The 25,824-nt window shown below is 64.6% G+C and carries 21 protein-coding genes; 14 read left to right on the forward strand and 7 right to left on the reverse strand.

The window, feature by feature from the left end; all coding sequences use genetic code 11:
* Window positions 1–34: 34 nt before the first annotated feature.
* The 4 genes from WH367_RS03895 to WH367_RS03910 all read left to right on the forward strand — a co-directional run bounded on the left by WH367_RS03895 (window position 35) and on the right by WH367_RS03910 (window position 8,422).
* Window positions 35–6,457 (forward strand): Hpt domain-containing protein, encoded by a 6,423-nt coding sequence (locus tag WH367_RS03895; RefSeq protein ID WP_445228065.1) that lies wholly within the window; start codon window positions 35–37, stop codon window positions 6,455–6,457.
* A 122-nt stretch (window positions 6,458–6,579) separates the two neighbouring features.
* Window positions 6,580–7,188, forward strand: a complete 609-nt coding sequence (locus WH367_RS03900; RefSeq protein ID WP_021027281.1) for a YqgE/AlgH family protein — start codon at window positions 6,580–6,582, stop codon at window positions 7,186–7,188.
* Window positions 7,185–7,634, forward strand: a complete 450-nt coding sequence (gene ruvX, locus WH367_RS03905) for a Holliday junction resolvase RuvX (RefSeq protein WP_021027280.1) — start codon at window positions 7,185–7,187, stop codon at window positions 7,632–7,634. The genes WH367_RS03900 and ruvX overlap by 4 nt, the downstream gene beginning before the upstream one ends.
* Before the next feature lie 32 nt (window positions 7,635–7,666).
* Window positions 7,667–8,422 carry a lysophospholipid acyltransferase family protein gene (locus WH367_RS03910; RefSeq protein ID WP_339517317.1) on the forward strand — a complete coding sequence of 252 codons (756 nt, stop codon included), beginning with the start codon at window positions 7,667–7,669 and terminating at the stop codon, window positions 8,420–8,422.
* Window positions 8,423–8,486: 64 nt separating this feature from the next.
* Here WH367_RS03910 and WH367_RS03915 read toward each other — a convergent pair whose 3' ends face one another.
* Window positions 8,487–9,530, reverse strand: coding sequence for an ABC transporter ATP-binding protein (locus tag WH367_RS03915; protein ID WP_339534345.1), 1,044 nt, complete (start codon window positions 9,528–9,530; stop codon window positions 8,487–8,489).
* Window positions 9,531–9,783: 253 nt separating this feature from the next.
* Here WH367_RS03915 and WH367_RS03920 point away from each other — a divergent pair, with 253 nt between their 5' ends.
* The 5 genes from WH367_RS03920 to WH367_RS03940 all read left to right on the forward strand — a co-directional run bounded on the left by WH367_RS03920 (window position 9,784) and on the right by WH367_RS03940 (window position 15,469).
* A complete protein-coding gene (locus WH367_RS03920) occupies window positions 9,784–11,418 on the forward strand; it encodes an ABC transporter permease (RefSeq protein WP_339534347.1) in 1,635 nt (544 codons plus the stop codon).
* A 371-nt stretch (window positions 11,419–11,789) separates the two neighbouring features.
* Window positions 11,790–13,175 carry a phosphatase domain-containing putative toxin gene (locus WH367_RS03925; RefSeq protein WP_339517320.1) on the forward strand — a complete coding sequence of 462 codons (1,386 nt, stop codon included), beginning with the start codon at window positions 11,790–11,792 and terminating at the stop codon, window positions 13,173–13,175.
* 53 nt (window positions 13,176–13,228) lie between these two features.
* Window positions 13,229–13,633 (forward strand): hypothetical protein, encoded by a 405-nt coding sequence (locus WH367_RS03930; RefSeq protein WP_133855284.1) that lies wholly within the window; start codon window positions 13,229–13,231, stop codon window positions 13,631–13,633.
* Window positions 13,634–13,646: 13 nt separating this feature from the next.
* A complete protein-coding gene (arsC, locus tag WH367_RS03935; protein WP_021025577.1) occupies window positions 13,647–14,006 on the forward strand; it encodes an arsenate reductase (glutaredoxin) in 360 nt (119 codons plus the stop codon).
* A gap of 59 nt (window positions 14,007–14,065) precedes the next feature.
* Window positions 14,066–15,469, forward strand: a complete 1,404-nt coding sequence (locus WH367_RS03940; RefSeq protein WP_339534350.1) for a phospholipase D-like domain-containing protein — start codon at window positions 14,066–14,068, stop codon at window positions 15,467–15,469.
* A 48-nt stretch (window positions 15,470–15,517) separates the two neighbouring features.
* Here the strand turns inward: WH367_RS03940 and WH367_RS03945 are convergent, their stop codons facing one another.
* Window positions 15,518–16,717 carry an IPTL-CTERM sorting domain-containing protein gene (locus WH367_RS03945; protein ID WP_339534352.1) on the reverse strand — a complete coding sequence of 400 codons (1,200 nt, stop codon included), beginning with the start codon at window positions 16,715–16,717 and terminating at the stop codon, window positions 15,518–15,520.
* Window positions 16,718–17,040: 323 nt separating this feature from the next.
* On the opposite strand from WH367_RS03945, the gene WH367_RS03950 reads away from it, so the two are divergent.
* The 3 genes from WH367_RS03950 to WH367_RS03960 all read left to right on the forward strand — a co-directional run bounded on the left by WH367_RS03950 (window position 17,041) and on the right by WH367_RS03960 (window position 18,398).
* Window positions 17,041–17,412, forward strand: coding sequence for a hypothetical protein (locus tag WH367_RS03950; protein ID WP_339534353.1), 372 nt, complete (start codon window positions 17,041–17,043; stop codon window positions 17,410–17,412).
* A complete protein-coding gene (locus WH367_RS03955; RefSeq protein WP_021025365.1) occupies window positions 17,412–17,621 on the forward strand; it encodes a helix-turn-helix transcriptional regulator in 210 nt (69 codons plus the stop codon). Before WH367_RS03950 ends, WH367_RS03955 begins: the two co-directional genes overlap by 1 nt.
* A 240-nt stretch (window positions 17,622–17,861) precedes the next feature.
* Window positions 17,862–18,398 (forward strand): Dps family protein, encoded by a 537-nt coding sequence (locus WH367_RS03960; RefSeq protein WP_021025364.1) that lies wholly within the window; start codon window positions 17,862–17,864, stop codon window positions 18,396–18,398.
* Window positions 18,399–18,444: 46 nt separating this feature from the next.
* On the opposite strand, the gene WH367_RS03965 is transcribed toward WH367_RS03960, so the two are convergent.
* Entirely contained in the window at window positions 18,445–19,095 is a 651-nt protein-coding gene (locus tag WH367_RS03965; RefSeq protein ID WP_339517325.1) for an IPTL-CTERM sorting domain-containing protein, read from the reverse strand.
* A 210-nt stretch (window positions 19,096–19,305) separates the two neighbouring features.
* Here WH367_RS03965 and WH367_RS03970 point away from each other — a divergent pair, with 210 nt between their 5' ends.
* Complete coding sequence (locus WH367_RS03970) at window positions 19,306–19,653, forward strand: PRC-barrel domain-containing protein (protein WP_021025362.1); 348 nt, start codon at window positions 19,306–19,308, stop codon at window positions 19,651–19,653.
* Window positions 19,654–19,862: 209 nt separating this feature from the next.
* Here the strand turns inward: WH367_RS03970 and WH367_RS03975 are convergent, their stop codons facing one another.
* From WH367_RS03975 to WH367_RS03990, 4 genes are all read right to left on the reverse strand, one after another.
* Entirely contained in the window at window positions 19,863–21,143 is a 1,281-nt protein-coding gene (locus WH367_RS03975) for an IPTL-CTERM sorting domain-containing protein (protein ID WP_339534355.1), read from the reverse strand.
* 1,003 nt (window positions 21,144–22,146) lie between these two features.
* A complete protein-coding gene (locus WH367_RS03980) occupies window positions 22,147–23,511 on the reverse strand; it encodes a chloride channel protein (protein ID WP_339517327.1) in 1,365 nt (454 codons plus the stop codon).
* Between the two features lie 178 nt (window positions 23,512–23,689).
* Entirely contained in the window at window positions 23,690–23,989 is a 300-nt protein-coding gene (locus WH367_RS03985) for a DUF705 domain-containing protein (RefSeq protein WP_339534357.1), read from the reverse strand.
* Window positions 23,990–24,103: 114 nt separating this feature from the next.
* Window positions 24,104–24,892, reverse strand: a complete 789-nt coding sequence (locus WH367_RS03990) for an AraC family transcriptional regulator (protein ID WP_339534358.1) — start codon at window positions 24,890–24,892, stop codon at window positions 24,104–24,106.
* A gap of 105 nt (window positions 24,893–24,997) precedes the next feature.
* Between WH367_RS03990 and WH367_RS03995 the strand changes: the two genes are divergently transcribed.
* Window positions 24,998–25,804, forward strand: a complete 807-nt coding sequence (locus WH367_RS03995; RefSeq protein WP_339534360.1) for a sulfite exporter TauE/SafE family protein — start codon at window positions 24,998–25,000, stop codon at window positions 25,802–25,804.
* Window positions 25,805–25,824: the final 20 nt, after the last annotated feature.

Raw genomic sequence — 25,824 nt, forward strand, 5'->3', positions numbered from 1 at the left:
TGTTTAATTTTGACCCGCAATCGGGGACTGTTGCATGTCTATAGCTATTGAAAATAAAGCGGAAAACGCACAGCCAACAGAAGAGAGGGATCTCGGGCCATTGGCGTGGATCAATGACGAGGTACGCCGGTCATTGGAATCCACGGTCAAGGCATTGCTTCGCTACAGCCGGGATGTGGAAGCGGCCAAGGTATCGGATCTGGAGGCGATCGACAACACCGGCATCCGCGTGGCCAAGCAGTACCTGCACCAGGTCAAGGGTGCCTTGCAGATGGTGGGTGTCGACCAGGCCGCCGAGCTGGTGGGTTTGATGGAAGTGGCAGCGCAGCGCTTTGCGGCCAAGCCCCATCTGTGTACCGAGAAATCGGTGGCGCTGATGGAGAAGACCTCGTTTGCGCTGCTGGAGTACCTGAGCCATGTGCTCAAGGGCCGCAATGTCTCCTTTGTGGCCTTGTTTCCGCAATACAAAGAGATGCAGGCCTTTGCCGGCGTGGAGCGCGTCCACCCGGCCGACCTGTGGCATGGCGACCAGGCGCAGCAGGAGCCGCTGACCCCGGCAGTCGCTGCACTGCCGCTGGACCGCAGCGCGCGTGAGCGCCTGGACTCGGACATGCTGCAGATCATCAAGTCTGCCGACAGCCGCGCCGCGCAGGATTTGACGGCCGTCTGCCTGGGCCTGGCCCAGGGCCAGACGCAAAAGCCGCTGAAACTGTTCTGGAAGGTGGCCGCAGGCTTCTTTGACGCGCTCGCGTACAAGTTGCTCGACCCCGACCTCTATGTGAAACGCTCGGCGTCGCGGGTGATCATGCAGTTCGCAGCGCATGCCAAGGGTGGCAGCGATGTGGACCAGGGCCTGCAGCATGAGCTGAATTTTTTCTGTGCCGTGGCCCAGGGCCCAGATGAGGCCAAGGCCGCGGTGCTGCAAGCGGTGCGTGTCAGCCTGCAGACCGACGCGCTGCAAGGCGTCAACTACGGCCAGGAGCGCTTTGGCCAGTATGACCCAGCCGTGCTGGCGCAGGCGCGCAAGCGCCTGGAGTCTGCTGCCGAGCTGTGGTCGTCGCTCGCCGATGGCGACCGCTACAAGATCAAGCCGGTGGCCGACCAGTTCCACCTGATCCGCGAATCGCTGCACAAGCTGCATATCGGTGCCGACGAGCTGGGTGCAGCGCTGGGCCGCGTCACCGAGCGGCTGGTGAGCACCAGCACGCCACCGTCGACGCCGATGGCCATGGAAGTGGCCACGGCCGTGCTGTACCTGCAGGCCAACCTGGAGTCGCTCGATGTCAAGCCCGCGCTGATGCGCGAGCGCGCCGACCGCCTGGCGCAGCGCCTGGACCATGTGCTGGCCGACCAGCCGCCCGAGCCGCTGGAGACCTGGGTCGAGGAGCTGTACCGCCGCGTCAGCGACCACCAGACTATGGGCAGCGTGGTCGATGAACTGCACTCCACCTTGGCCGAGGCCGAAAAGCACCTGGACCAGTATTTCCGCAACCCCGACGATGTCTCGATGCTGGGCACCGTCACCGGTTCGCTGTCGCAGATGCGCGGCGTGCTGTCGGTGCTGGGCCTGGACCAGGCCGTCGCTGCCACGCAGCACCTGCGCACGGTGGTGGACCAGCTCGCGGCCGGCCAGGTGGCCGACGAAGACAAGCCGGTCGTGTTTGAAAAGCTGGGCAACAGCCTGGGCGCACTGGGTTTCCTGCTCGACATGCTGGGCTACCAGCGCACCTTGGCGCGCAAGCTCTTTGTGTTTGATGCGACCAGCGGCGAGCTGCGCATTGTGATGGGCACGCAAAAGGCCGGCGATGTCGCGCCTGCCCCCGTGCCCGTGGCAGCAGTGCCGGTCGCAGCGCCTGCGGTGCCCGAAGAGCCGGAAGACGATTCCGTCTACTTTGCGCCCACCATTCCGGCGCCGCTGTTCGATGCCAGCCCCGCTCCGGCGCCCAAGGCGCCTGCGGTGCTCGCGCCCGATCTGCAGTTTTTTGCGCCCAGCCCGGCACCGGTCGCCGCAACCGCAGCGCCGGTGGCGGCGCCCGCACAGCCAGAGGTTTCGGAAGAATCGCTGGACGAAGAGCTGCTGGACATCTTCTTGGAAGAGGCCCAGTCGGTCGTGCAGACCGGCGGCCAGGCACTGCAGTCCTTGCGCCGCGATGCGGCTGACGCCGAGGCCTTGACGACCCTGCGCCGCGCCTTCCACACGCTCAAGGGCAGCTCCCGCATGGTCGGGCTGGTCCAGTATGGCGATGCCGCCTGGTCGATGGAACAGGTGCTCAACAGCTGGCTGGCCGAGCACAAGCCGGCCAATGCGCCGCTGCTGGCGCTGAGCGCTGAGGCACTGACCGGCTTTGGCCGCTGGGCCGAGGACATTGGCGCGCAGCGCCAGTCCACCTGGAACCCCGAGATCTTCCGCATCTCGGCCGATGCCATGCGCATCGATGGCCTGCACCTGCCGCTGGTGGTGCCCGCCGAGTCAGGCCAGGCGCCCGAGGCCGAGGAATGGCCGCACGATACGCAGCAGATGGCGCTGGAGGCCGATGCCAATGATGCCCCTGACACCCCTGACGCGGTAGAGACTGCCCAGGCCCTGGCCGAGCTGGAGTTGCCCGCGGAGGGCGATGCCCCCGCACCCGTGGCCCAGGCCGAGGCAACCCCTGCGCTGGTCTGGCCGCTCGACGGCATCGACCTGGAGCTCGATCCGCCCGCTGCGCTGGAGCCTGCGCCCGCGCTCACCACGCCTTCGGGCCTGGTGCCGCTGGCCATGGCACCAGAAAGCGCCGAGGAAGTGGACTTCTCCGAGTTTGCGCAGGCCATGGCCAGTGCCGAGGCCAAGACGAGCGAGGCGCAAGCGCCCGAGTCGCTGCAGCCGCATGACAGCGCGCTGGACTTTGTCTCGATGGATGCCGGCCTGGAGTTTGTGGCCGAGGACGAGGTGGCCAAGCTCGATCCCGCCCCGACCCGCTTGCCGCTGGAGCTGCCGTCGCTGGACCTGGTGGAGCTGCCCCTGGTCCCCGAGCCATCTGCGCCACCGGCGCAGCCTGCCGCCACCGCTTTTGACTCCATAGAGTTTGCAGACACCATGCTGCCCGAGCTGGAGGCGCTGCCCGAGGAGCCGGTGGCCGAGCCCCAGACCCTGCTGGAAGTGCCCGCTGACCTGGTGCTGCCTGCGGTGGCTACGGACGCGGTGGAAACCCCGCCCGTTGCAGAGCCCGAGCAAGCGCAGCAGGTGGACACCCCGGCAGAAAGCCTGGGCGAAGCGCTGGCCCCTGCCGCTGTGCAGGAGCCCGAGGCGGAGCTGCAGCCCGAAGCCGTCGCCGACCTGGAAGCTCCCGCCGAACCAGAAGCTCCTGCTGAAGTGCCTGCAGCGCAGGAAGCACCCGAAGTGCCTGTGCAGCCCGAAGCTTTGGTAGCAGCGCAGGTGCAGGAGACCGCCCCGGCAGCCCCGGCCGTGGCAGACACCGAGGAGCCTGCCGAGGTGGCCAATGTGCTGGGCGTGAGTACCGCGCTCTTCAATGTCTACCTGGCAGAAGCGGAGAACTGGTCGCACAACCTGGAGAAGGTGCTGTATGCCTGGGCCCAGGCGCCCAACCGCAACTTCCCCGAAGATGCGATTTCCTATGCCCATTCGCTGGCGGGCAGCTCGTCCACGGTGGGCTTTGGCTCGCTGTCCGAGCTGGCACGTGCGCTGGAGCACGCGCTCTCCCATATCCACAACTTCTCCAACCCGGAGGTCTCCTGGCTCAATACCTGCCAGGCGGCGGGCTCGGAGATTCGCAAGCTGCTGCACCAACTGGCGGCTGGTTTTGTCAAACCCGCCAGCGAGATCGTCGTGCAGGACCTGGTCGATATCGCCAACCAGGAAATCAACTCGCAGCTGCACCCGCCTTATGGCCTGGCCGAGTTCGACGCCGAGCCCTCGGGCCTGGCCGAGCTGCACGAGCACGCAGCCGCAGCGCCCGCGCCGGTGCGCACGTTTGCGCCAGTGGCGGCGGTATCCACGGCCGCCTTGCCCGATGTGCTGGAGCTGCGCAATGACGATGCGATCGAAGTGGTCGACGTCATCGACCCGGACCTGTTCCTGATCTTCGAGGAAGAAGCGCAGGAGCTGCTGCCCAAGCTGGGCGCGGCCTTGCGGGAATGGTCGGCTGACCCGCAGTACCTGCCGCCACGCGGCGAAGTGCTGCGCCATCTGCACACCCTCAAGGGCAGTGCACGGCTGGCGGGCGCAATGCGCCTGGGCGAGATGTCGCACCGCATGGAGTCCGAGGTCGAGGACATTGGCACGGAAAACCTGACCAGCCAGGACATCGAGATTCTGCTGGCGCGCTACGACGGCCTGCAGCACGAGTTTGTCGGCCTGCAAGAGCGCGGCAACCAGGTGCTGGCAGAAGGCGCCTTGCCCCAGCAGGTGCCAGCTTCGACCGAGATGGGCGAAGTGGTGGCCGAAGTGGCCGCCAGCACCCCCGCTGCGCAGGAAAGCGCCGGTGCCGAGCAGGCTGCGCAAGCGGCGGATACGGCCGACGCAGGCGCTGGCGTCCAGCACAAGCCGCTGATGCTGCGCATGGCGCCGGTGCGTGCCGCTGCTGGCCAGTCGGTGCGTGTGCGCTCGCAGCTGCTCGACCGCCTGGTCAACGAGGCGGGCGAGGTGCTGATTGCGCGCTCGCGCCTCGATATGCGCCTGAGCAACATCCGCTCGTCCATCAAGGACATGTCAAGCAACCTGGAGCGCTTGCGCACCTTGCTGCGCGATGTGGAGATGCAGGCCGAGTCGCAGATGCAGTCGCGCATGGCGCTGGCCAAGGATTCGGACTCGGGCTTTGACCCGCTGGAGTTCGACCGCTTCACCCGCGTGCAGGAACTCACCCGCATGATGGCCGAGTCGGTCAACGACGTGGGCACGGTACAGCGCAATCTGCAGCGCACGGCCGAAGGCGCCGAAGACGACCTGATTGCCCAGGGCCGCCAGGCCCGTGAGCTGCAGCGCGACCTGCTGCGCACGCGCATGGTGGAGTTCGACTCCATCTCCGAGCGCCTGTATGCGATCGTGCGCCAGATCTCCAAGGAGCTGGGCAAGCAGGTCAAGCTCGACATCACCGGCGCCTCGATCGAGATCGACCGTGGCGTTCTGGACCGGGTGACCCCGGCGTTCGAGCACTTGCTGCGCAACAGCGTGGCGCACGGTATCGAGACGCCCGAGGAGCGCAAGGCCCAGGGCAAGCAGCCGGTGGGCACTATCGCCATCGATGTGCGCCAGGAAGGCAACGATATCGCCGTGTCCATCCACGACGACGGCGCCGGTCTGCAGCTCGATGCGATTCGCCGCAAGGCGGTGCAGTCGGGGCTGATCACAGCCGACGAGCCGCTCGATGTGGACCAGGCCGCGCAGCTGATTTTTGCGCCGGGCTTCTCCACCGCCTCCGAGGTGTCCGAGCTCTCGGGCCGCGGTATCGGCATGGACGTGGTGCGCACCGAGATCCAGTCGCTGGGTGGCCACATCGTGACCACCTCGGAGACGGGCAAGGGCACGCGCTTCCAGATGGTAATGCCGCTGACCACCGCCGTCACCCAGGTGGTGATGATGCGCGCGGGCGACATCAAGTTCGGCGTACCGGCTAACCTGGTGGAGTATGTGCGGCGCGTGCCCAAGGCCCTGATCGAGCAGGCCCATGGCAACAATATCTACACCGACAACGAGCAGGAGCTGCCGTTCTACTTTGCCGGCGCGCTGCTGCAGGGCAACCTGCGCAGCAACGAAGAGCCGGAGAAGACCAGTGCGGTGGTGATTCTGCGCTCGGCGACCAAGCGCGTGGCGGTCCACGTAGACGAAGTGCTGGGCAACCAGGAAGTCGTGGTCAAGAACCTGGGCCCGCAGCTGGCGCGTTTGCCAGGCCTGGCAGGCATGTCGGTGCTGGCATCGGGCGCGATTGTGCTGATCTACAACCCGGTGGCTTTGTACACCGTGTATGGCGATCAGATCGCCGAGCGCATTGCCCAGGCGGCCGTGCGCCCCGAGGTGGCCAAGGCGCCGGTGCGCGAGCTGGCCGAGCAAGTGGTGCAGACGCCGTTGGTGCTGGTGGTCGACGACTCCATCACCGTGCGCCGCGTGACGCAGCGCCTGCTGCAGCGCGAAGGCTACCGCGTGGCGCTGGCTGCCGATGGCCTGCAGGCACTGGACCGTCTGCGCGAAGAGCGCCCGGTCATGGTGCTGTCGGACATCGAGATGCCGCGCATGGACGGTTTCGAGCTGGTGCGCGAGATCCGCGCCGATGCGGCGATGAAGGACCTGCCGGTGGTGATGATCACCTCGCGCATTGCCGACAAGCACCGCGAGCACGCCGCCAGCCTGGGCGTGGACCACTACCTGGGCAAGCCCTATGCCGACGAGGTGCTGCTCTCGCTGGTACGCCAGTGCGTGCTGGACCACGAGATCAAGGCGGCCGACGCCGGCACGCTGCACTGATCGGGTGGAGGGCTCCTGCCAGAAGGGCTGCCTGCGGGCAGCCCTTTTTTATGCGCGCCAGGCAGCGCATGCAGAGGGCTGTGCAGACAAAAGGGCGGCAGCCTGCCCGTACAATGGTTCCCATGAGCGCTGAGACTGACACTTCCGGGACCATGAACCTCACCCACCACTTTCTGATTGCAATGCCTGGCATGCAAGACGAGATGTTTGGCCGCAGCGTGGTCTATGTGTGTGAGCACAGCGAAAAAGGCGCGCTGGGCATCATCATCAACAAGCCCTCGGACATCACGATGGGCAAGCTGTTTGACAAGGTCGACCTGCCGCTGCGCCGCGAGGACCTGGAGCTCGAGCCCGTGTTCCAGGGCGGCCCGGTGCACACCGAGCGCGGCTTTGTGCTGCACGACCGGATCGTGATCGAGTCGGGTGCTGCCGATGAGTCGGCGTACTCTGCCACCCTGACCATTCCTGGCGGTCTGGAGATGACCACCTCGCGCGATGTGCTCGAAGCGCTGTCCACCGGCGCCGGCCCGCACCGGGTGCTGGTCTCGCTGGGCTATTCGACCTGGGGCGAAGGCCAGCTGGAGTCGGAGATCACCGAAAACGCCTGGCTCACGGTGCATGCCGATGCCGGCGTGATTTTTGACACGCCCGTGGCCGAGCGCTATGACACCGCGCTGGCGCTGCTGGGCGTGCAGCCCTGGGCGCTGTCTGCCGCCGCAGGCCGCGCATGACGGACGCGGCCACCAAGCCTTTGCTGGCCGAGGCGGCGCGCATGCAAAGCTTTATCGCTTTTGACTTTGGCATGAAGCGCACCGGTGCCGCCTTTGGCACCCGCATGCTGGGCACGGCCCGGCCGCTGCCGACGATCAACGCCGAAGGAAAGGCCCGCTTCACCCCGATGGAGAGCCTGATCGCACAGTGGCAGCCCGATGCGCTGGTGGTCGGCATTCCCTTTCACCCCGATGGCGCCGCCCATGAGAACACGGCGCTGGCGCTGCGTTTTGCGCGCCAGTTGCGGGGGCGCTTTGGCCTGCTGGTGTTTGAGGTGGACGAGCGCTACAGCACCACCGAAGCGCTGGCCAATGGCGCGCGCGACGCCGATGCGGCCTCGGCCTGCATCATTCTTGAACAGTTCATGCGCAGTCTGGATGTGCCCGATCTGGGCACCACGACCTGAAAGCAGCCAAGACAGCTTCCGACACCCCACCCATGCAAGCACTGACCCGTTCTTTTATTGGCCTGGTACGCCTGGCGCGGCTGGGCCTGCATATCGTTGTCGGTGTCATCACCATCTGGCGCACCTTTGGCCGCCTGGGCCATGCGGAGCGCAACCGGGCGGTGGAGCGCTGGGCCGGCAAGCTATTGCAGCTGAGCGGCATCGAGCTGCGCGTGCTGGGCACCGTGCCCCAGCAGGGCCCCTTGCTGATCGTTGCCAACCACCTGTCCTGGCTCGATATTCCGGCCATCCATGCGGCCAAGCATTGCCGCTTTGTCTCCAAGTCCGATGTCAAGGCCTGGCCGGTGATTGGCGGGCTCGCCAGCGCTGCGGGCACCTTGTTCATCGAGCGCAACTCTCGGCGCGATGCGATGCGCACCGTCAGCCGCATGGAAGAGGCCATGCGCAACGGCGATATGGTTGCCGTGTTTCCCGAAGGCACGACCGGTGATGGCCAGCAGCTGCTGCCCTTCCATGCAAACTTGCTGCAATCGGCGATTGCCGCTGAGGCCCCGGTGCTGCCGCTGGGCCTGTGCTTTTACGACAAGCACAGCGGCCGCATGAGCAGCGCCCCCAGCTATGTCGGCGATGAGAGCCTGCTGGGCTCCATCTGGCGCACGGTGACGGCCCCGCCGCTGGTGGCCCAGCTCAACTATGGCGAGCCGCAAAGCAGCGCAGGCCGCAACCGGCGCGACTGGTCGGCCGAGCTGCAGGCGGCGGTGGACCAATTGCGCCAGGTGCAGCGCTGATCAGGACGAGATTTGTTGGGCTTGAGACCCGCGCGTAACGGGGCTTGAGTCTTTGAACAGGTTCTCAGTGCTCGGGCGCGAAGCAAACGAGGTGCTCGGGCTGGGCGCGCAGGCCAATGCTCTCGCCCACCGTGTGCTGCAGCTGGCTGGAGACCTGGGCGTAGACCAGCTGCTGGCTGGGCAACTGCAAGGTGTACAAAAACTGCGATCCCCGAAACGACTTGCGCAGCAAGGTTGCCCGGTAGGGCGAGTCCGCATCAAACACCACCTCGCTGGCGCGCAGCAGCACATCGCAGGCCTCTGGGGCCTCAGGCGTGGCAACGGCACCGAGGGGGGTGTCCAGCTGCCAGCCCTGTGCAGACGGCAGCGGGCTGGCCGGCAGCAGGCTGCCATGGCCAATAAAGTTGGCCACAAAGCGGCTCGCGGGCTTTTGGAACAGGGTCGTGGCATCGGCCCATTGGTGCAGATGGCCGCTTTCCATCACGCCGATTTGGTCGCCAATCGCAAAGGCTTCGAGCTGGTCATGGGTGACGAAGAGGGCGGTCGCCCGTGCGGCCTTGAGGATGTCGCGCAGCTCATGGGCCAGGCGCTCGCGCAGGTCCACATCGAGGTTGGAGAAGGGTTCATCGAGCAGCATCAGCTGCGGCTCGGGTGCCAGCGCCCGGGCCAGCGCCACGCGCTGCTGCTGGCCGCCCGAGAGCTCATGCGGGTAGCGCGCAGCGCTGTTCTCCAGTCCCACCAGGCGCAGCACCTCTTGCACGCGCGCCTGTTGCTCGGCCTTGGGCCGCTGGTGGATGCCAAAGGCCACATTCTTGCCGACGCTCAAATGCGGGAAGAGGGCGTAGTCCTGGAACACCATGCCGATGCGGCGCTTTTCGGGCGGCAGGCTGGTGCTGGTGCTGCTGACCACCTGGCCTTGCAGACGAATCTCGCCGCCGCTGATGGGCTCCAGCCCGGCCACGGCGCGCAGCAAGGTGGTCTTGCCGCAGCCCGAGGGGCCTATCAGCACCCCGATATCGCCAGCTTGCAGCTGCAAAGACACCTGCGCCACAGCAGGCTGGGGGCGCCCGGCGTAGCGCACATTCAGTTGGGAGACCTCAAGAAACATGGCGGCATTGTAGAGGGCCGCCCAATGGTAAGGGCATAAGGATGCTTTGCATAACCCTCGCCCGATGGAATGGACGCGGATCGGGATGAGCCGCAAGGCGTCTTTTGCAGTCAATAGCCGTAGCTATTGACAAGGGAGACAACGCAGCGGATCGCCCGAGACCGCGTTCAGGCCATGGCAGGGATTTATGCAGAGGATCCTTCGCAAGGGCGCAGGTAGAATCGCCAGCTTTTGGCCCGTCAGTGATTCGCATTTGCAAAACCTTGCCCACTTCCGTCGTCAGCTGCTGCTCGTAGCCATTGCCCTGGTGTTGGTGTTGCCGGTGCTCACGGTCTTTAGCGCCTGGCTGCCCGGGGCGGGCAATGACCTCGATGCCTTTGCCGTGGTGCGCGAGATGTTTGCCACGGTGCTGCCTGGCTATATCCGCACTACGGTGGCGCTGGGCCTGATGGTGGCGCTGGGCGCGGCGGTGCTGGGCAGCTTGTGCGCGGCGGTGGTGACCTTGTTCGATTTTCGCGGCCGCAAGACCCTGGAGTGGCTGCTGCTGCTGCCGCTGGCGATGCCCGCCTATGTGACGGCTTATGCCTATACCGACTTTCTGCAGTTCAGCGGACCGCTGCAGGTGTGGATGCGTGCCAGCTTTGGCTGGGAAGGGCGCTTGCTGCCCGAGGTGCGGTCGCTGGGCGGCGCCGTGCTGGTGTTTGTGGTCTCACTCTACCCCTATGTCTACCTGCTGGCGCGCACGGCGCTGAGCGAGCGCGCCGCGCACCTGATGGAGGCCGCGCGCCTGCTGGGCGCCTCGATGCCGCGCCGCATCTGGACGGTGGCCTTGCCGATGGCCCGGCCGGCCGTGGTGGCCGGGGTGGCGCTGGTGATGATGGAGACCCTGGCCGATTTTGGCGTGGTGAGCTACTTTGGCATCCAGACCTTCACCACCGGCATCTACAAGGCCTGGTTGGCGATGGAAAACCGCAGTGCCGCAGCCCAGCTGGCCACGATGCTGCTGGTGCTGGTGCTGGTGGTGCTGCAGCTGGAGCTGCGCGCGCAGCGGCGCATGCGCTTTGTCACCAGCGGGGTGGGGCGCGCCTCATCGGCCGAGGCCCAGCCTCACCGACTGCAAGGCGCGCGCTGTCTGGCCGCCTGGCTGGTCTGTGGTCTGCCGGTGCTGCTGGGCTTTGTGCTGCCCGTCATGTTCATGCTGCGGCCCCTGGCGGCCGATTGGTCGGTGATTCCGCTGGACCGCTTTGTGCAGTGGGCCGGCAACAGCATCCGCTTTGGTGCCATCACCGCCGTGCTGGCGGTGGCCGTTGCGATGCTGGCTGCCTACGCGGCACGCCGCAGCCAGGACTGGGTCACGCGCAGCACCGTGGGCCTTATCAGCCTGGGCTATGCGGTGCCCGGCGCGGTGATTGTGGTGGGCTTGCTGCTGCCCGTTGGCTGGGTGCAGCAGGCGCTGCCGCAATGGGGTTTTCCGGCGCTGATCACCGCCACCTCGACCGGCATCATCTGGGCCTACCTGGTGCGCTTTACCGCCATTGCGCTGCAGGCCTTGCAAAGCGGCTACACCCGCATCCCCAAAAGCCTCGATGAATCGGCGCGCATGCTGGGCGTGGGCAGCGCCGGCCTGCTGGCCCGCGTGCATGGCCCGCTGCTGCGCCGCTCGGCCTTGACCGCTGCCTTGCTGGTCTTTGTCGATGTGATGAAGGAGCTGCCCGCCACCATGGTGCTGCGGCCCTTCAACAGCGACACCTTGGCCGTCGTCGCCTACCAGCTGGCACGCGATGAGCGCCTGGGCGAGGCGGCGCTGCCTTCGCTGGCACTGGTGCTGGTGGGGCTGGTGCCGGTCATCTTGCTGATCCGCACCATGCGCAGCTCGGCCGCGCGCTGAGAATCCTCGGCGCCCATGCCTTTGCCTGTCTGCTGATGCAGCGGGCAGACCTGGCTATGCGCATGCCATCTGCCGTCCACCATCGGCGCGCGGTGGCCGCAGCTTGCTGGCCTCCTAGCCGCAATAATTGGCGATTCTGTGGTGTTCTCGCCGGATCCATAGCTGACCTATATCGCATTTGATCTGGATCAAACAAGCGCTTCGGGTTTCCCCCTAAACTGCATTTTTGAAACATTAATTGACTATTGGTGTTTCGTTTTTTGAATCAAGGGGATGGCCGCCATCCGCTCGGTCGGATGGCTGGCGTGCCGAGCTCGTGCCCGGCTTGGCTCCTTGTCCACCTCCCAATGCCGCCCAGCGGCTCCCATCGCGTGCAAACACCAACACCTGTTCTGGAAACAGACAACTGGGGCGTGGCCTATGGCGACAAGGTCATCCTCTCCGGCCTGCAACTGCAGATTGCGCCCTGCGCCGTGACTGCCCTGATGGGGCCGGTGGGTGGGGGCAAGTCCACGGCGCTGCGCAGCCTGGCCGGTCTCAATGACGAGAACCCGCGCTTTGTGCAATGGGGGCAGCTGCGCTACAGCGGCCAGCCGCTGGCAGGCACGCACCGGCCCCAGCTGGTGCGCCAGCATGTGCGCCTGATGCAATCGAGCGTGCTCGATTCGCTGACCGAACTGCTGCAACACAGCCATCCGCTCTCCGGCCTGGACCGGCGTGCCTGGTGCGAGGCCTATCTGGAGCGCATGGGCTTTGCCGATATCCAGCCGCTGCTGGCGCGCACAACGATCGAGCTGTCGGCGATGCACCAGCGTGCGATTGCCATCTTGCGCGAGGCCGCGGCCGAGCCTGCGCTGCTGATGTGCGACGAGCCCACCGCCGACCTGCAGGACTACGACAGCTACCTGCTGCTGGAGCTGCTCAAGCGCATCGCCCAGGAGCGCGCCGTGCTGCTGGTGACCCACAACCAGCGCCACGCCCAGCGCGTGGCCGACCATGTGCTGCTGCTGGCCGGCGGCGCGGTGCAGGAGACGAGCCGCGCCGAGCGTTTTTTCTCCGCGCCTTATTCACCCGCCGGCCAGCAGTTTGTGCGCAGCGGCAGCTGCGCGGTGGTGGCCCCGCAGCAGACCGTGCAAGAGGCGATGCAGGCAGAGCCAGTTGCCGCCACTGCCGCCGCGCCGGCGCCGACCGCTGCCCAGGCCGCACGCCAAAGCCAGCGCGCGGTATTGCCCGATCTGGTGCTCGCCAACCCAGTGCTGGCGGCCGAGCATTTTGTGCCCGGCGCGCGCGGGCCGCGCGGCTTTGCCTGGCTGGTGCCGGGCAAGCTGGCGGGCACGCCGCTGCCAGGGGTGGTCAACGACACCGATGTGGACATGCAGGCCTTGAAGCGCTGCGGCATCACGGTGCTGGTGTCGCTCACCGAAAACGACATCGACCAGGCGGCGCTGGCGCGCAACGGCCTGCGCAATGTGCACCTGCCCGTGCATGACCGCGAGCCGCCCTCGGTGTCGCAGCTGCAGATGCTGATGCTCAAGATGAAGCGCCTGCTGCTGGCCGGCGATGTGCTGGCCGTGCACTGCCTGGCAGGCCTGGGCCGCACCGGCACCGTGCTGGCCGCCTGGCTGGTGTTTGAAGGCGTCACCGCCGAGGAAGCGCTGCGCCGTGTGCGCGAGATCGAGCCGCAGTACGTGCAGTCCAGGCAGCAAGAGCTGGCGCTGCTGGCCTACGAGGAAATGCTGCTGGAAAAAATGGGCTGATCGCCGCCCGGCGTGTCGGCCCTTGACCCACCCACTTTGAAGGAACACAACTCATGTCCATGGATACCGTTTTACAGAAAGTCGCCACCTTTGTGCCCGAATGCCTGGCTGCCGGCTATGTCGATGTGGCCACCGGCATGCTGCTGGCCATTCGCACGGTGGATTCGCACCCGCGCGAGGTGATCGACCTGGTGGCCGCTGCAACGGCCGACCTTTTCAACGGTCCCAATGTCTCGATGATCGAGCGCATGTTCAAGAAGTCGCGTGGCCTGCAGGACGACGGCCACCACTACTTCCAGGAGATCATCGTCAACAGCGACAACCTGATCCACATCTTCATGCGCGGCAAGGCCAACCCCGAGTATGTGGCCGTGCTGGTCTGCCGGCGCACCGCCAACCTGGGCATGGCGCTGACCAAGGCGCGCATCATCATGCCCGAGCTCGAAGCCTCTCTGTAATAAGATCGGGGCCATGGCCCAAGAAGACACGATCACCATCTACCACAACCCGCGCTGCAGCAACTCGCGCGGCGCGCTGGCGCTGATTGAGGCGCGTGGCATCCAGCCCCAGGTCATCGACTACCTGCACGCACAGCTGAGCCCCGCGCATCTGACGGCGCTGATCGCCCAGCTGGGTGTGCCGGTGCGCGATGTGATGCGCAGCAAGGAAGCCATTTACCAGGAACTGGACCTGGGCCGCGAAAGCCTGAGCGATGCCGAGCTGATCGCGCAGATTGCCGCCCACCCCCAGCTGCTCAACCGGCCGATTGTGCTGAGCGCCAAAGGGGCCCGTTTGTGCCGCCCGCCCGAGCGGGTGCTCGACCTGCTCTGATGGGCCCGGCCGCCCAGTTGCCAAGCCGCAGCCCTGTACCAGCAGACGGGGGCTAGCAGATGCTGCGCGTGACCGTCCTGTCCGGCCTGGGCCACACCATTGCGGTGATGGTGGCACTCCTGGTCTACACGCTGGTCACCCGCGCCGGCCACCAGCGCCGTCACCCGGCATCGGCCATCGGCTGGGTGCTGGGCATGGTCACCTTTCCCTATCTCTTTTTGCCGCTGTTTCTGGTGTTCGGGCCGCGCAAGGCAGTCCGGCCCCCGGCGCATGCGGTCATCCCCAACAGCGGGCAGCGCCGCAGCAGTGTGCCCAGGCAGGTGCCGGCCTGGGCCGGCCAGCTGCTGGCGAGCATGGAGCTCGATGCCGCCCAGCCCAATGCCGAGGTGGTGTTCCACCAGGATGGTCTGCAGGCCCTGCAGCAGTTGCTGCGGCTGATTGAGCAGGCCCAGCGCAATCTGGACCTGTGCACCTATGTGTTTGCCGACGATGTGGTCGGGCGCCAGATTGGCACGGCGCTGCAGAAGGCAGCGGCGCGGGGCGTCAAGGTGCGCTTGCTGCTCGATGGCGTGGGCTGCTGGCGCCTGCTGCCCGGGCGCCTGCGCCAGTTGCGCCGCTCGGGCGTGCTGGTGCGCCGCTTCATGGTGCCGATGCTGCAGCCCATTCGCGGCGGCAGCAACCTGCGCAACCACCGCAAGCTGGCGGTGGCCGATGGCGTGCATGTCTGGAGCGGGGGGCGCAATCTGGCCGATGAGTACTTTCTGCCCAGCAGCGCCGGGCACCCGGCCTGGGTGGACCTGAGCTTCAATGTGCAAGGGGCCTTGGCCGGCGTGGTGACGGCGCAGTTCGAGGCCGACTGGCGTGCGGCCCGAGGGCGGCGCCGCCCGGTGTGGCTATCGCCCGCAATGGCGCTGGGCGGCGGGGACCAGGCCTGGGCCCAGTGGCTGCCCAGCGGGCCCGACCATGCCGACGACAGCTTGCATGCGCTCTACCTGGCCAGCGCCTTCCATGCGCAGACCTCCATCACCTTGGTGAGCCCGTATTTTGTGCCCGATGACGCGCTGCTCGAAGCCTGGTGCCTGGCCTGCCGGCGCGGCGTGCACCTGCGCGTGGTGGTGCCCCAGCGCTCCAACCACCGCCTGGCCGACTGGGCGCGCGAGCGCGCGTTGCGCGCCTTGGTGCTGGCCGGGGCCGAGGTGTTTTGCTCTCCCCACATGGTGCATGCCAAGGTGGTGATTGTGGACGACAGCATGGGGCTGTGCGGATCGGCCAACCTCGACGGGCGCAGCCTGTTCCTGAACTACGAGGCGATGACGGCCTTCTACAGCGCCCCCGACATTGCCTGGCTGCAGCAGTGGTCTGAGCAGCAGATGGCGCAAAGCTCTGCCTACGCCTACCGCGCGCCCGGCTGGTGGCGCGATGTAGGGGAGGGGCTGGTGCGCGCAGTCGCCTTTCAGCTCTGAGGCGCCCAGCACCCGCGCTACAAAAAAGCCACCCGCAGGTGGCTGGCATCAGGCCTGCGGGCGTTTGCGTGACCGCGCCAGGCCCCATCCGGCGACCAGGCCCGACAGACCGAGCAAGGCCCAGATATCGAGCAGCGGAACTGCCTTGGGTGTCACAGGTTGCGGCGGCGTCGTGGTCTTGACCGGACCAAAGGCGGCACTGCAGACCTCGGCGCCCACCAAGGTTCCGCGCTGGGCCACCGGGGTGACGCAGTAATACAGATAGGCCTTGTCGTCGGCCGCTTGCGTGGTGTAGGTCACCGTGCCTGATGCGCCCATCGTGTTGCCCGACTGCAGCACCGTGCCCTGGGCCGCCTGGGTGAGGCTGGCATTGTCACTGCGCACCCATTGGTAGCGCGTACCTGCCGTGCTGCCGTCTTCTGGGTCGGTTTCGGTGTCGGCATAGCTGTAGCTGCCGGTCAGCGTCTGGCCGATCTCGGGCTGGCCATTGACGGCAGGGATCGCGCTAGGCGCCTCATTGGCGGTGCAGGCATTGGCGCCTGCGATGGCGGCGGCAAAGCCCATCGCGGGGTTGCCGCTTTTGACATAGACCGTGATGGTGTTGGCCCCTGCCTGCCAATCGGGCGAGGCCATCGCGATGGTGAGCCAGCGAAAGCCCCCAAAGCCGTTGTAGCCAAACTGGTTGGCGCTGCCCGCCTGGGGCAGGCCCCAGGTGCCCGCGCCGCGTGCCAGCTGCGATTGGCCGTTGATGAAGATGTCCACCACGGAGTTGTCGGCGCTGTAGGTCATCGAGGGCTGAAAGCTGCCCAGAGACACGCTGGGGTCGAGGTTGAACTGCACCTGGAACAGCGCATCGATATTGCCAAAGTTGGCGCCATCCACATAGGGCTGGCCGCCCCAGGCATTGAGGCCAATCCATTGCGCGGTGGTGCTGTTGGCAGGCGTGCTGGTCCAGCTGGCGTTGCGGCTGGTGACGATGGCCGCATCACCAAAGCTGCCCCAGTTGGCTGGCGAGCTGCCCGCGTAGGCCGCCAGGTACTGGAAGCGCCAGCGGCTGTCTATGGCCGGGTTGGTGCTGCTGGGCTGGCCGGTGTTGAGCTGCGCCAGCGAGTTGGGGCTGCAGTCGATGGTGACGGGGCTCTGGGCCTGCGCCGGCAGGGCACAGACGGCCAGGGCTGTCGCCAGCAGCGAGCTGGCAAGCCAGGCTTGGGGTTGTGGTGTGGACCGGAAAAACATCGTAAATGGCATCCAAGAATTCAATTGATTTTTTATTATTTCAAATCGAATTGCCCGCGTCTGTTACCAATGCTGCCCAGGGATGCCTTTTGATAATTGTCCACAGAGTTGTGGCATTTTGCTGCTGCTCCGCTGCGGGCAGGCTGCCTGTGGCGGCTCTGTCGACGGCTTAGCGTGGGGCAGGGCGTGGCTTGCCGCTGCACCAAAGGTATGGCCTGCGCTGCAGGCAGCCATTGACAAGTAAACCTGACATTTGCTAAAGTCAGGTTTACTTTACATCTCTCTTGGTTCTGACCATGCACAATGCTCTTCCTCCCCCATACCCCAGCCCCAGCATGCGCGCCTACCTCCTCCGGACGGCGCTGTGGATGGGCCTGTACTGCGCCATCCATGCGCTGGTCATCGTGGGCGTTTTTGATGCCATCCTCGGCACGCCAGCGGCCTGGCTGCTGGCGCTGGCCGTTGCGCTGCCGATTGCCGCGCAGCTGCGGGCGTCCTTGCAGTGGATACAGGCGGCGGACGAGTACCAGCGCGCGCAGGCCATCCGCAGTGTGGTGATCGCCTGCGGCCTGGTGCTGATGCTGTGCAGCGTTTGGGGTTTTGGCGAGAGCTATGCCGCAGCGCCCCATGCGCCTGCCTGGCTGGTGGTGCCGCTGTTCTGGCTGGTCTGGGGGCTCGTCACTGGCGTGATGCGGCTGCGCGGCTGATGGACAACCATCTGCGCACGCTGCGCGCCCAAGCCCAATGGACCCAGGCCGATCTGGCGCAGCGCCTGGGGGTATCGCGCCAGGCCGTCAATGCGCTGGAGACGGGCAAGCACGATCCCTCGCTCGACCTGGCCTACCGCATCAGCGTGGTGTTTGAGCTGCCAGTCGAGGCGATCTTTCAGAACCCTTACCGCAGCGCACCGGGCTGACGGTTGCGCGCAGGGCGTAGATCGCTGATCTGCGTCAAGCAGGGGCGTGCATAGCCCCATATCGTCGGCATTGGCTGACAGGGTTTTCTCTGCTTTGGTATGAAGCTAGTGGCTCTCTGAATAAGAGAGCTGAACAACATGCGCGCCGCCATCTGGCTGCCATCATCGGGCCGGATACTTGTTGGTGGCGCCACCCGCTCTCGCTTCGCTTGTCTACAACCCTTATGTGAAAGGTGCACCATGGCCAAATCTGAACGCAGCAGCAAAACGGATATCAAGGCACGCCGCAAGGCCCCGTTGCTCACCCCCAGTGATCTCGATGCCGGGGCCACCAAGGACATCAGCGCGGCCCTCAACGGCATCCTGGCCGATGTGTTTGCGCTCTACCTGAAGACCAAGAATTTCCACTGGCACATGAGCGGCCCGCACTTCCGTGACTACCACCTGCTGCTCGATGAGCAGGCCGACCAGCTCTATGCGATGACCGACGCGATTGCCGAGCGCATCCGCAAAGTGGGCGGCACGACCTTGCGCTCCATCGGCCATATCGCGCGCCTGCAGCGCATCAGCGACAACGATGCCGACTATGTCGATCCGCTCGACATGCTGGCCGAGCTGCGCGAGGACAACCAGCAGCTCGCGGCCCGCCTGCGCGAAGCCCATAACGTGACTGACGAGCACCGCGACATCGCCTCGTCCAGCCTGCTGGAAAACTGGATCGACGAGACCGAGCGCCGCACCTGGTTCCTGTTTGAATCCAGCCGCAACGCGGGTTAAGCGCCCCAGGCTGTCCCCGGTTCAGTAACCGGGGACCTTGCGTGGCTCAGCCCCGCGCTGGCTTTGCCGCTACGCGTTGGCGGCGTTGCTGCATCCAGCCCAGAGGTGCCAGCAGCAGCGACAGCAAGGCCAGACCCCATGGAGCCATGGCGGGCACCGGGGTGGGAGCTACGGCAGGCACCACCACCGCACGACCCACCACCTCACCCGAGGCGATAAAGCGCATGGCTCCCGGGCCTGAACAGGTGGCATCAGGGCAGAAGGTAGAAAAGGCCTTGTTCCGTAGTGCCACCGTGACTTCCACTTCTCCTTCAGGCGGCTTGATCGCAATCGTGCCGCCGGCATCTGTCATCGGGCTTTGCAAGTCCAACAAAATGACTTGTTTGCCCGTCAGATCGCTGGTGTCAGCAGGCACAAAGATCATGTTCTGTGCAGGATCGGACAGGTAGGCGTCGCAGTTGGAGCCATTGCAGGTATTGCTGAAGCTGGCAGCCGGTATGCCTTCCGTGCCCGTGGCGGTCACATTGATCTGGCTAAAGGTCTGGGTGGTCGCATCAAACACATAGGAGCCAGAGGCGGTGCCGCCATCGACGAACGTCACATCCGTCAGGGTCCACTGCACCAAGGCAGCGTTCGCGGCCGAGGCAAAGCCTCCAACGGCCAGTGCCAGGGCGCTGGCGCACAGCAATGTCTTCATCGCAATCTCCATGTGTTGAATGCAAACAAATGTATCGCATTTGCAAGTATTTACTATCCCGTATTCTGGGGATTTCATGCGCGTTGAAGCTGTGTTAGGCGCCATTGTCAGACGCCACGCCTTTTTGCTGAGAGCCGCGCTGGCGAGAGGATCGGCACAGGTAAAGATTGCTACAGTTTGAGCCTGCATCAATTTTTTTGTGGTGGATATATGGATAACCAAGAAACAGTCACCATCCATACACCTTTTGCGATCTCGCCCCGGGGGGCGGAGGTGCTGGCAACGGGATGGAGCGTCAAAAAGGAGTTCATCGGTGAGCCGGTGCACGACACCAATGGCCAAGAAATTGGCACCGTAGATGATGTGATCGTCGGCAAGGAAGACAATCTGATTTTTGCCATTGTCGGCATCGGCGGCTTTATGGGCCTGGGCACCTATGACGTGGCCATCGAGTTCTCCCGCTTCAAGCTGGGCAAATACGGCTTGCTGCTGCCAGACGCCAGCAAGGAAACCTTGCAGGGCCTGCCCCAATTTGTGTACCCGAAGGCTACGACCTAATCTCAGTCATCTCGTGCAAAGCGCCGTGTGCTGTGCAAGGCAGCGCCGGCGCTTTTGCCTTGGTGGTCTTTGCGCCGGGGTACCCGTGCCCGACCAGGTCATGCCTCCAGTCGGATATGCAGGCTACCCCAGCCGCTGGCACATCTGCCCAGCATGCGTGGACATGAAAAAGCCACCTTGCGGTGGCTATCCGTGGTCGGCGTTGGTATTTAGCCGATGTGCTTGCGCTGGCGCCGGATCCCCAGCAGCGCGATCAGCGGTGTCAAGCCCAGGAGCGCCCAGGGGCCCAAGCCTGGCACCGGTGTAGGCGCCTGCTGCACCACGCGGGTGGTGACCGGCCCTACAGGGCTGGTGCACACCTCCAGCCCAGGGCTTGCACCGGTCTGTGCGGCAGGCTTGACGCAGAAGAAGACATATTGGTTCAGGTCTGCGGCTTGCAGGGTATAGGTCGGCGTCTGGCTTGCGCCCCCGGTGGTGCCGCTCGCCACCACCGTGCCGTCGCTGGAGCTGCTGATGCTGGGGTTGGCGCTGGTCACAAACTGGTAGGTGGTGCCGCTGGGGTTTTCAACGTCGCTGTTGTTGTCGGCATAGCTGTAGCTGCCGGTCACGGTGGAGCCGACCTGCGGTGTGCCGGTGATGGCCGGGACGGCAGTGGGCACCACATTGGGAGGCAGCTCGGTCACCGGGCCCAGCGCGCTGGTGCAGACCTCCAGCCCTGGCGTTGCGCCGGTTTGGGCATCTGGCTTGACGCAGAAAAAGACGTTTTTGTCCTGGTCCGCTGGCTGCAAGGTGTAGGTGGGCGTCTGGCTCGCCCCCCCGGTGGTGCCGCTCGCCACCACCGTGCCGTCGCTGGAGCTGCTGATGCTGGGGTTGGGGCTGGTTACAAACTGGTAGGTGGTGCCGCTGGGGTTTTCAATGTCGTTGTTGTTGTCCGCATAGCTGTAGCTGCCGGTCACGGTGGAGCCGACCTGCGGTGTGCCGGTGATCGTCGGCTCGGCAATGGGTACGGTGTTCGGTGGTGCGCGTTCGATCAAGGCCACCATGTGCTGGTACGCCGGATCGCGATTGCGAAACAGGTCCATCGTGTAGGTGTTGGAGCGGTACGAGGTACGCAGTGTCGGCAGATTGGCCTTCATATCGTCGTACAAGGTGTTGTAGGCGTTGACAAACACGGCTTGGTCCGTGCCGCCATATAAAAGGACGTTCTCTAAAGCGGGACGCGAGGAGCCTGCATTGATGTTGATGCTCTCGGCAGTTCCGTCGTAGTCGTTGCCAAGCTCCCACAGCGCGTACTGGAGCGCGCGGCGATGATTGTTGTCGCCATTTTTGTAATAGCTGAGGTAGTACTTGTCGAGCAGCCAGTAGATCGCCGCCTCGCCTGCTGCACCGGAGGCGCCCTTGATGGCGCTGGCGCCGGCTTCCGTGTCGAATAGAGCAGGATCGATTTTGTAGTCAAAGGGTGGCTGTGTGCTGTGATCGATGCAAATCAAAAGTACCGAGGCATCGCTGTACAACGTCCCGTCAGCGTCATATCTCAAATTTTCTGATGTTCCAGAGTAGATGGCGCTTTGGTTATAGATAACGCTGCCTGATACAAACGCGGCGCTGGACAAACTGGGCACCGCCATCGCAAGCACAGCGGCAAGGGTCAGCATTTGTTTTCGCATGATTGAATTCCATTCTCTAGGTGAGGCGAGGATTTGCCTTGGTTGAGAAAATGCCTGCCATCGATTCAAGACAGCCATGCTTACCAGGGCGTCATATGTACACCCAGATAATCCTGTGGAGATAATTTGCTGATCCCTGTTAATAATCAAATGACTAAATATAAAAAATATTTGAATCTAATGGGCGTGGAGTGATCAGCGGTTTGACTCCTAAGGTCTTGGCTGTGCAGCAAAAAATTACAGTTAGAACTGTACAACGCGAGGCCATGTATACGTCTTTGGTTTTATTAAAATAGCTTTGTTATTTGTATTTTTTTTTAAATAGTAAAGGTGAAAATGGCGATAGAGATTTATATTGTTCACAATCGCGCGCATCTTTTATGGAGTGGCGAGATAAACCAAAACAATTAATAATGCTTGGTTAATAATTGCGCGATGCCTTTGGAGTGAACGAGGTACGGTGCTGTTTGACCATCAGTGGGTCCCGTGCTCGCTCTCAGCGTTGACGCCCGCCGGAGATGGTTGCTGGGTGCTCTGGTAGCCATCACAGAGAGGACCCTGGGCGTGACAGCAGGGTTAGCTTGTCCACCCAAGGGCATAGTTGGCCGCTGGCAAGCGCAAAGGGTGTCAGCCGCTGATCGGCTCTGGGCGATGCGCAGCCATCCTGGCTTGGCTGAGCCGACACGGGTACCCGCCTACCAAAGGCGCAGCTGGCCCCTATCCACGCGTTGGCGCGAGTCGCGTTAAAGCGCGGGTGCTGGCCGCTTTGGCCTCGTAGGTGGGACTGCGCTATCCACTGGCCAGGACCTGCGTGCGATCTGGATGATCAGGATGAAGCGGCTGGCTTTTGCACGGCCTGCTCCGCTGGTGGAGGCTGCGTGCTCTGCACCTGGCTGAGCATGTAGTTGGCCAGGGTCTCGTACAGCGGCCTGGCGATCATGCGCGAGACCAGGCTGGCCAGCATCGCGGCGGCCATCAAGCTCAGCACCATCGAGTGCCCATCGACCATCTCCATGACGATGATGAAAGCCGTGAGCGGCGCTTGCGTGACAGCGGCCAGAAACGCGGCCATGCCCATCGCAATCAAGGCGGGGGCGATATCGCTGCCCATCATCAGCGAGACGTTGTGGCCCACACCTGCGCCAATCGACAGCGAGGGCGCGAAGATCCCGCCAGGCACGCCCACCCAGGCAGACAGCCAGGTGGCGATGAATTTGAGCGTCACATACAGCGCAGGCAACTCGGCCTCTCCCGCCAGCATGTGCTTGACTTCTTCCGAACCGGCGCCAAAGGTGGCGCCGCTGGTGGCCAGGCCGATGACGGCAATCAGCAAGCCGCCAGCAGCTGCAAAGCGGATGGGATACTGCGCGCGCAAGCGGTTGAGGCGCTCTGGCGCGCCGGTCAGGGACGCGGCCATCAGCTTGGCAAACAGGCCCCCCAAGACGCCGCAGCTCAAGGCGACACAGATGCCGGGCAGCAGTGCGTGCCAGTTGAGGCTGGGCACCTGGATGCGCCCAAAGTAGTTCAGGTTGCCAAATGCGGAGACGCCCATCAGACCGGCCAGCACAATGGCGGCAATGATCAGGCCGCTGGCGCGCGACTCCAGCTTGCGGGACAGCTCTTCGATGGCGAAAACGATCCCCGCCAGCGGTGCATTGAAGGCGGCTGCAATGCCCGCTGCACCGCCTGCCACCAGCAGCGCATGGCTGGTGATGCCCGAGCGCGGACCAAACCAGCGCTTGGCATGGTGCATGACGCCGGCGGCCACCTGCACGGACGGCCCTTCGCGGCCAATCGACAGGCCCGCCAGAAACCCCAGGCCTGCCAGCGCAATCTTGCAGGCGGACAGCCACAGCGAGACAAAGCGGCTGCGCTGCTGGTCATTGAGCGCCGTCTCTTGCGCGGCCATGACCTGCGGAATGCCCGAGCCCGCAGCGCCCGGTGCCCAGCGGCGTGTGGCCCAGACAATGGCTGCCGTCAGGCATGGCGTCCACAGCAATACCGCCCAGCCCCCTTGCCAGTGGTAGATGTGCATGAACCAGTCAAAGGCCTTTTCAGCCACCATCGTGAAACCGACCACGCACAGGCCCGCTGCGGCGGCATAGGCCAGCACAATGCAACGCTCCACCCAGCGCCATCCATCCCCGAATTCTTGCCTCAGGTTCTGTACGAAATCGGGTTCTTGCTGCATTGCGCCCTCATGGAGTGAGGGTACCAGTCTAGTCAATTCGATGGGGGGCAGGCTTGCTGCATCCAAGCCCGTGACCATAACGCTCAGGCTTTGGAGCCGCCGCAGGTGCCTGTGTCTGTCGCGTTTGGGGCTTTGTCATTCAGCCCTGCTGCGGCGCGAGGAGACTTTGAACAGTTTCTTAGGCCTGCGAAGCCTGCATGGGATAGAAGTGCTGGCAATCGCGCCATTCCTGCACAGGCTGGTCGTCCAGATAGGTGGTGGGTTTGGGCAGAAAGCCGGAAAAGCACTGGGCAATTCCCAGCGCATCGGCGGTATTGCGGCAATAGTCTGCGCCGCCAGAACTCCAGAGATACAAGACGGCACCGTCTTGATGAAGGCGCCGCACCTGGTTGATCACCGAAGGCATAGGAATCCTCTTGGTGCCGACCGTGCGCACCAAGGTGTCGTCGACATCGACAAATACCACTTTCTTCTGCATAGGTCAGGTGCTCAAGCGTTGATGAAGCCTGCATCCTAGACCAAGGCATGGTCGCTGGATAAGCCCGTTTACCGCTGCTTGCATTCGCACCCTATCAGCCAGAGCCCGTGCGTTCTACTCCCCATTTCCGCTGGGTGACGAAGCCCTGTTAAAGCCACTGGGCACCCTGCCCAAGCGCTTGCGAAACATGGTGGAAAAAGCACTGGGGCTGTCATAGCCCAGATCAAGCGCGACCTGGGTGACCGACTGCCCGCCCGCCAGCCGGGGCAGGGCCGCGAGCAGGCAGGCTTGCTGCCGCCAGGCGCCAAAGCTCATGCCGGTCTGCTGGCGAAAATGCCGGTTAAAGCTGCGCAGGCTTTTGTGCAGCTGCGCAGCCCATGCCTCAGGCGCAGCCTGGATCTGTGGCGCCTTCAAGAAGGCCTGGCACTGCGCAGCCAGCGCCCTGTCTTGCGGGATGGGGGCGAACAAGGGCATGGTGGGCGCCTGGCGCACTTCGTGCATCAGCAACTGGGCCAAGGCGCCATCGCGCCCTTGCTCGTCATACAGTGCTTCCATCGTGATCGAGGCCAGCAGCAGCTGGTGCAGCAGCGCGCTGACCACCAGCGCTTCGCAATGCCGGCCCTGGCGGGGCGCAGCGGCGGGCTCAATATACAGGCTGCGTGTGCTCACGCCCTGCATGCGCACCCGGTGGGGCTTGCCAGCGGGAATCCAGACACCGCTAAAGGGCGGGATCACCCAGGCGCCATCGTCCGTTTCCACCTCCATCAGGCCGCTCATGCCGTACAGCACCTGCGCGCGCCGGTGGCTGTGGGTGTCCAGCAGGGTGCCAGGTGCATAGTCGGTGCTGATGGCCAACAGCGGCCGGGCCACGGTATCTACCGACGCGAGAGGGATGTTGTGCATCGGCCAATTTTGGCCTAAATGCAAGGGTACTTGGCTTTTTATCGAAAGTCAGCCGCAGTCTGGCGCTCTATCGTGGCGTTTTGCAACCGTTGATGGTCCTTGTCCATGTATTTGCTGCTACTGTGTTTTGGGGTTCTGGCCGGTGTGACCACCGTGCTGTTTGGTTTTGGTGGCGGCTTTGTCGTCGTTCCGGTGCTGTATGCGGTGCTGGTGGGGGTGTATGGCGCAGACAGTGCGCTGGGGCTTGCCGCCATGCACATCGCGGTGGCCACATCCACCTGTGTGATGGTCTTTGGCGCGGGGCTGGCCAGTTGGCGGCACCACCAGGCCGGCACAGTGCCCTGGGGCCAGGTGCGGCCGCTGCTGGGCTATGTGGCACTCGGGGCCATCCCTGGGGCGATGGCTGCGCTGATGCTGAGCGGCCGCTGGATCCGCTGGGCGTTTGTCGGCTATCTCGCGGTGACGATTCTCGACAGCCTGCTGCGGCCCGGTTTTACCCAGGAGCGCAGCAGCAGCATGCGCCCTCTGGCCAGGCCAGCGGCCGCTGCGCTGGGGCTCTTTATCGGCGCAATTGCCGCTTTTCTGGGAGTCGGCGGCAGTGTCATGACCGTCCCACTGATGCGCCGGCGCGGCGCCAGCATGACGGCCGCTACTGCGGCAGCCAATCCGCTGTCATTGCCGATGGCCATCGTGGGCACCGCCACCTACGCGCTGCTGGCGTCCAACACGGCGCCGTTGGGGGCATGGCATCTGGGCTACATCGATGTGCGCGCCTGCCTGGTGCTGGTGGCGGGCTCCTGGTTGGGCATCCGGGTCGCGTCGCGCTGGATTGGCAAGATCCCGGACCGTCTCCATGCCAAGGTCTATATCGCCTTGCTGTGTGCGGTGCTCTTGGCCATGGTGGTGCATTGACGGCCGCTGGATGAATGGGC

It is taken from the genome of Comamonas sp. MYb21 (assembly GCF_037479395.1).
Classification (GTDB): domain Bacteria; phylum Pseudomonadota; class Gammaproteobacteria; order Burkholderiales; family Burkholderiaceae_C; genus Comamonas.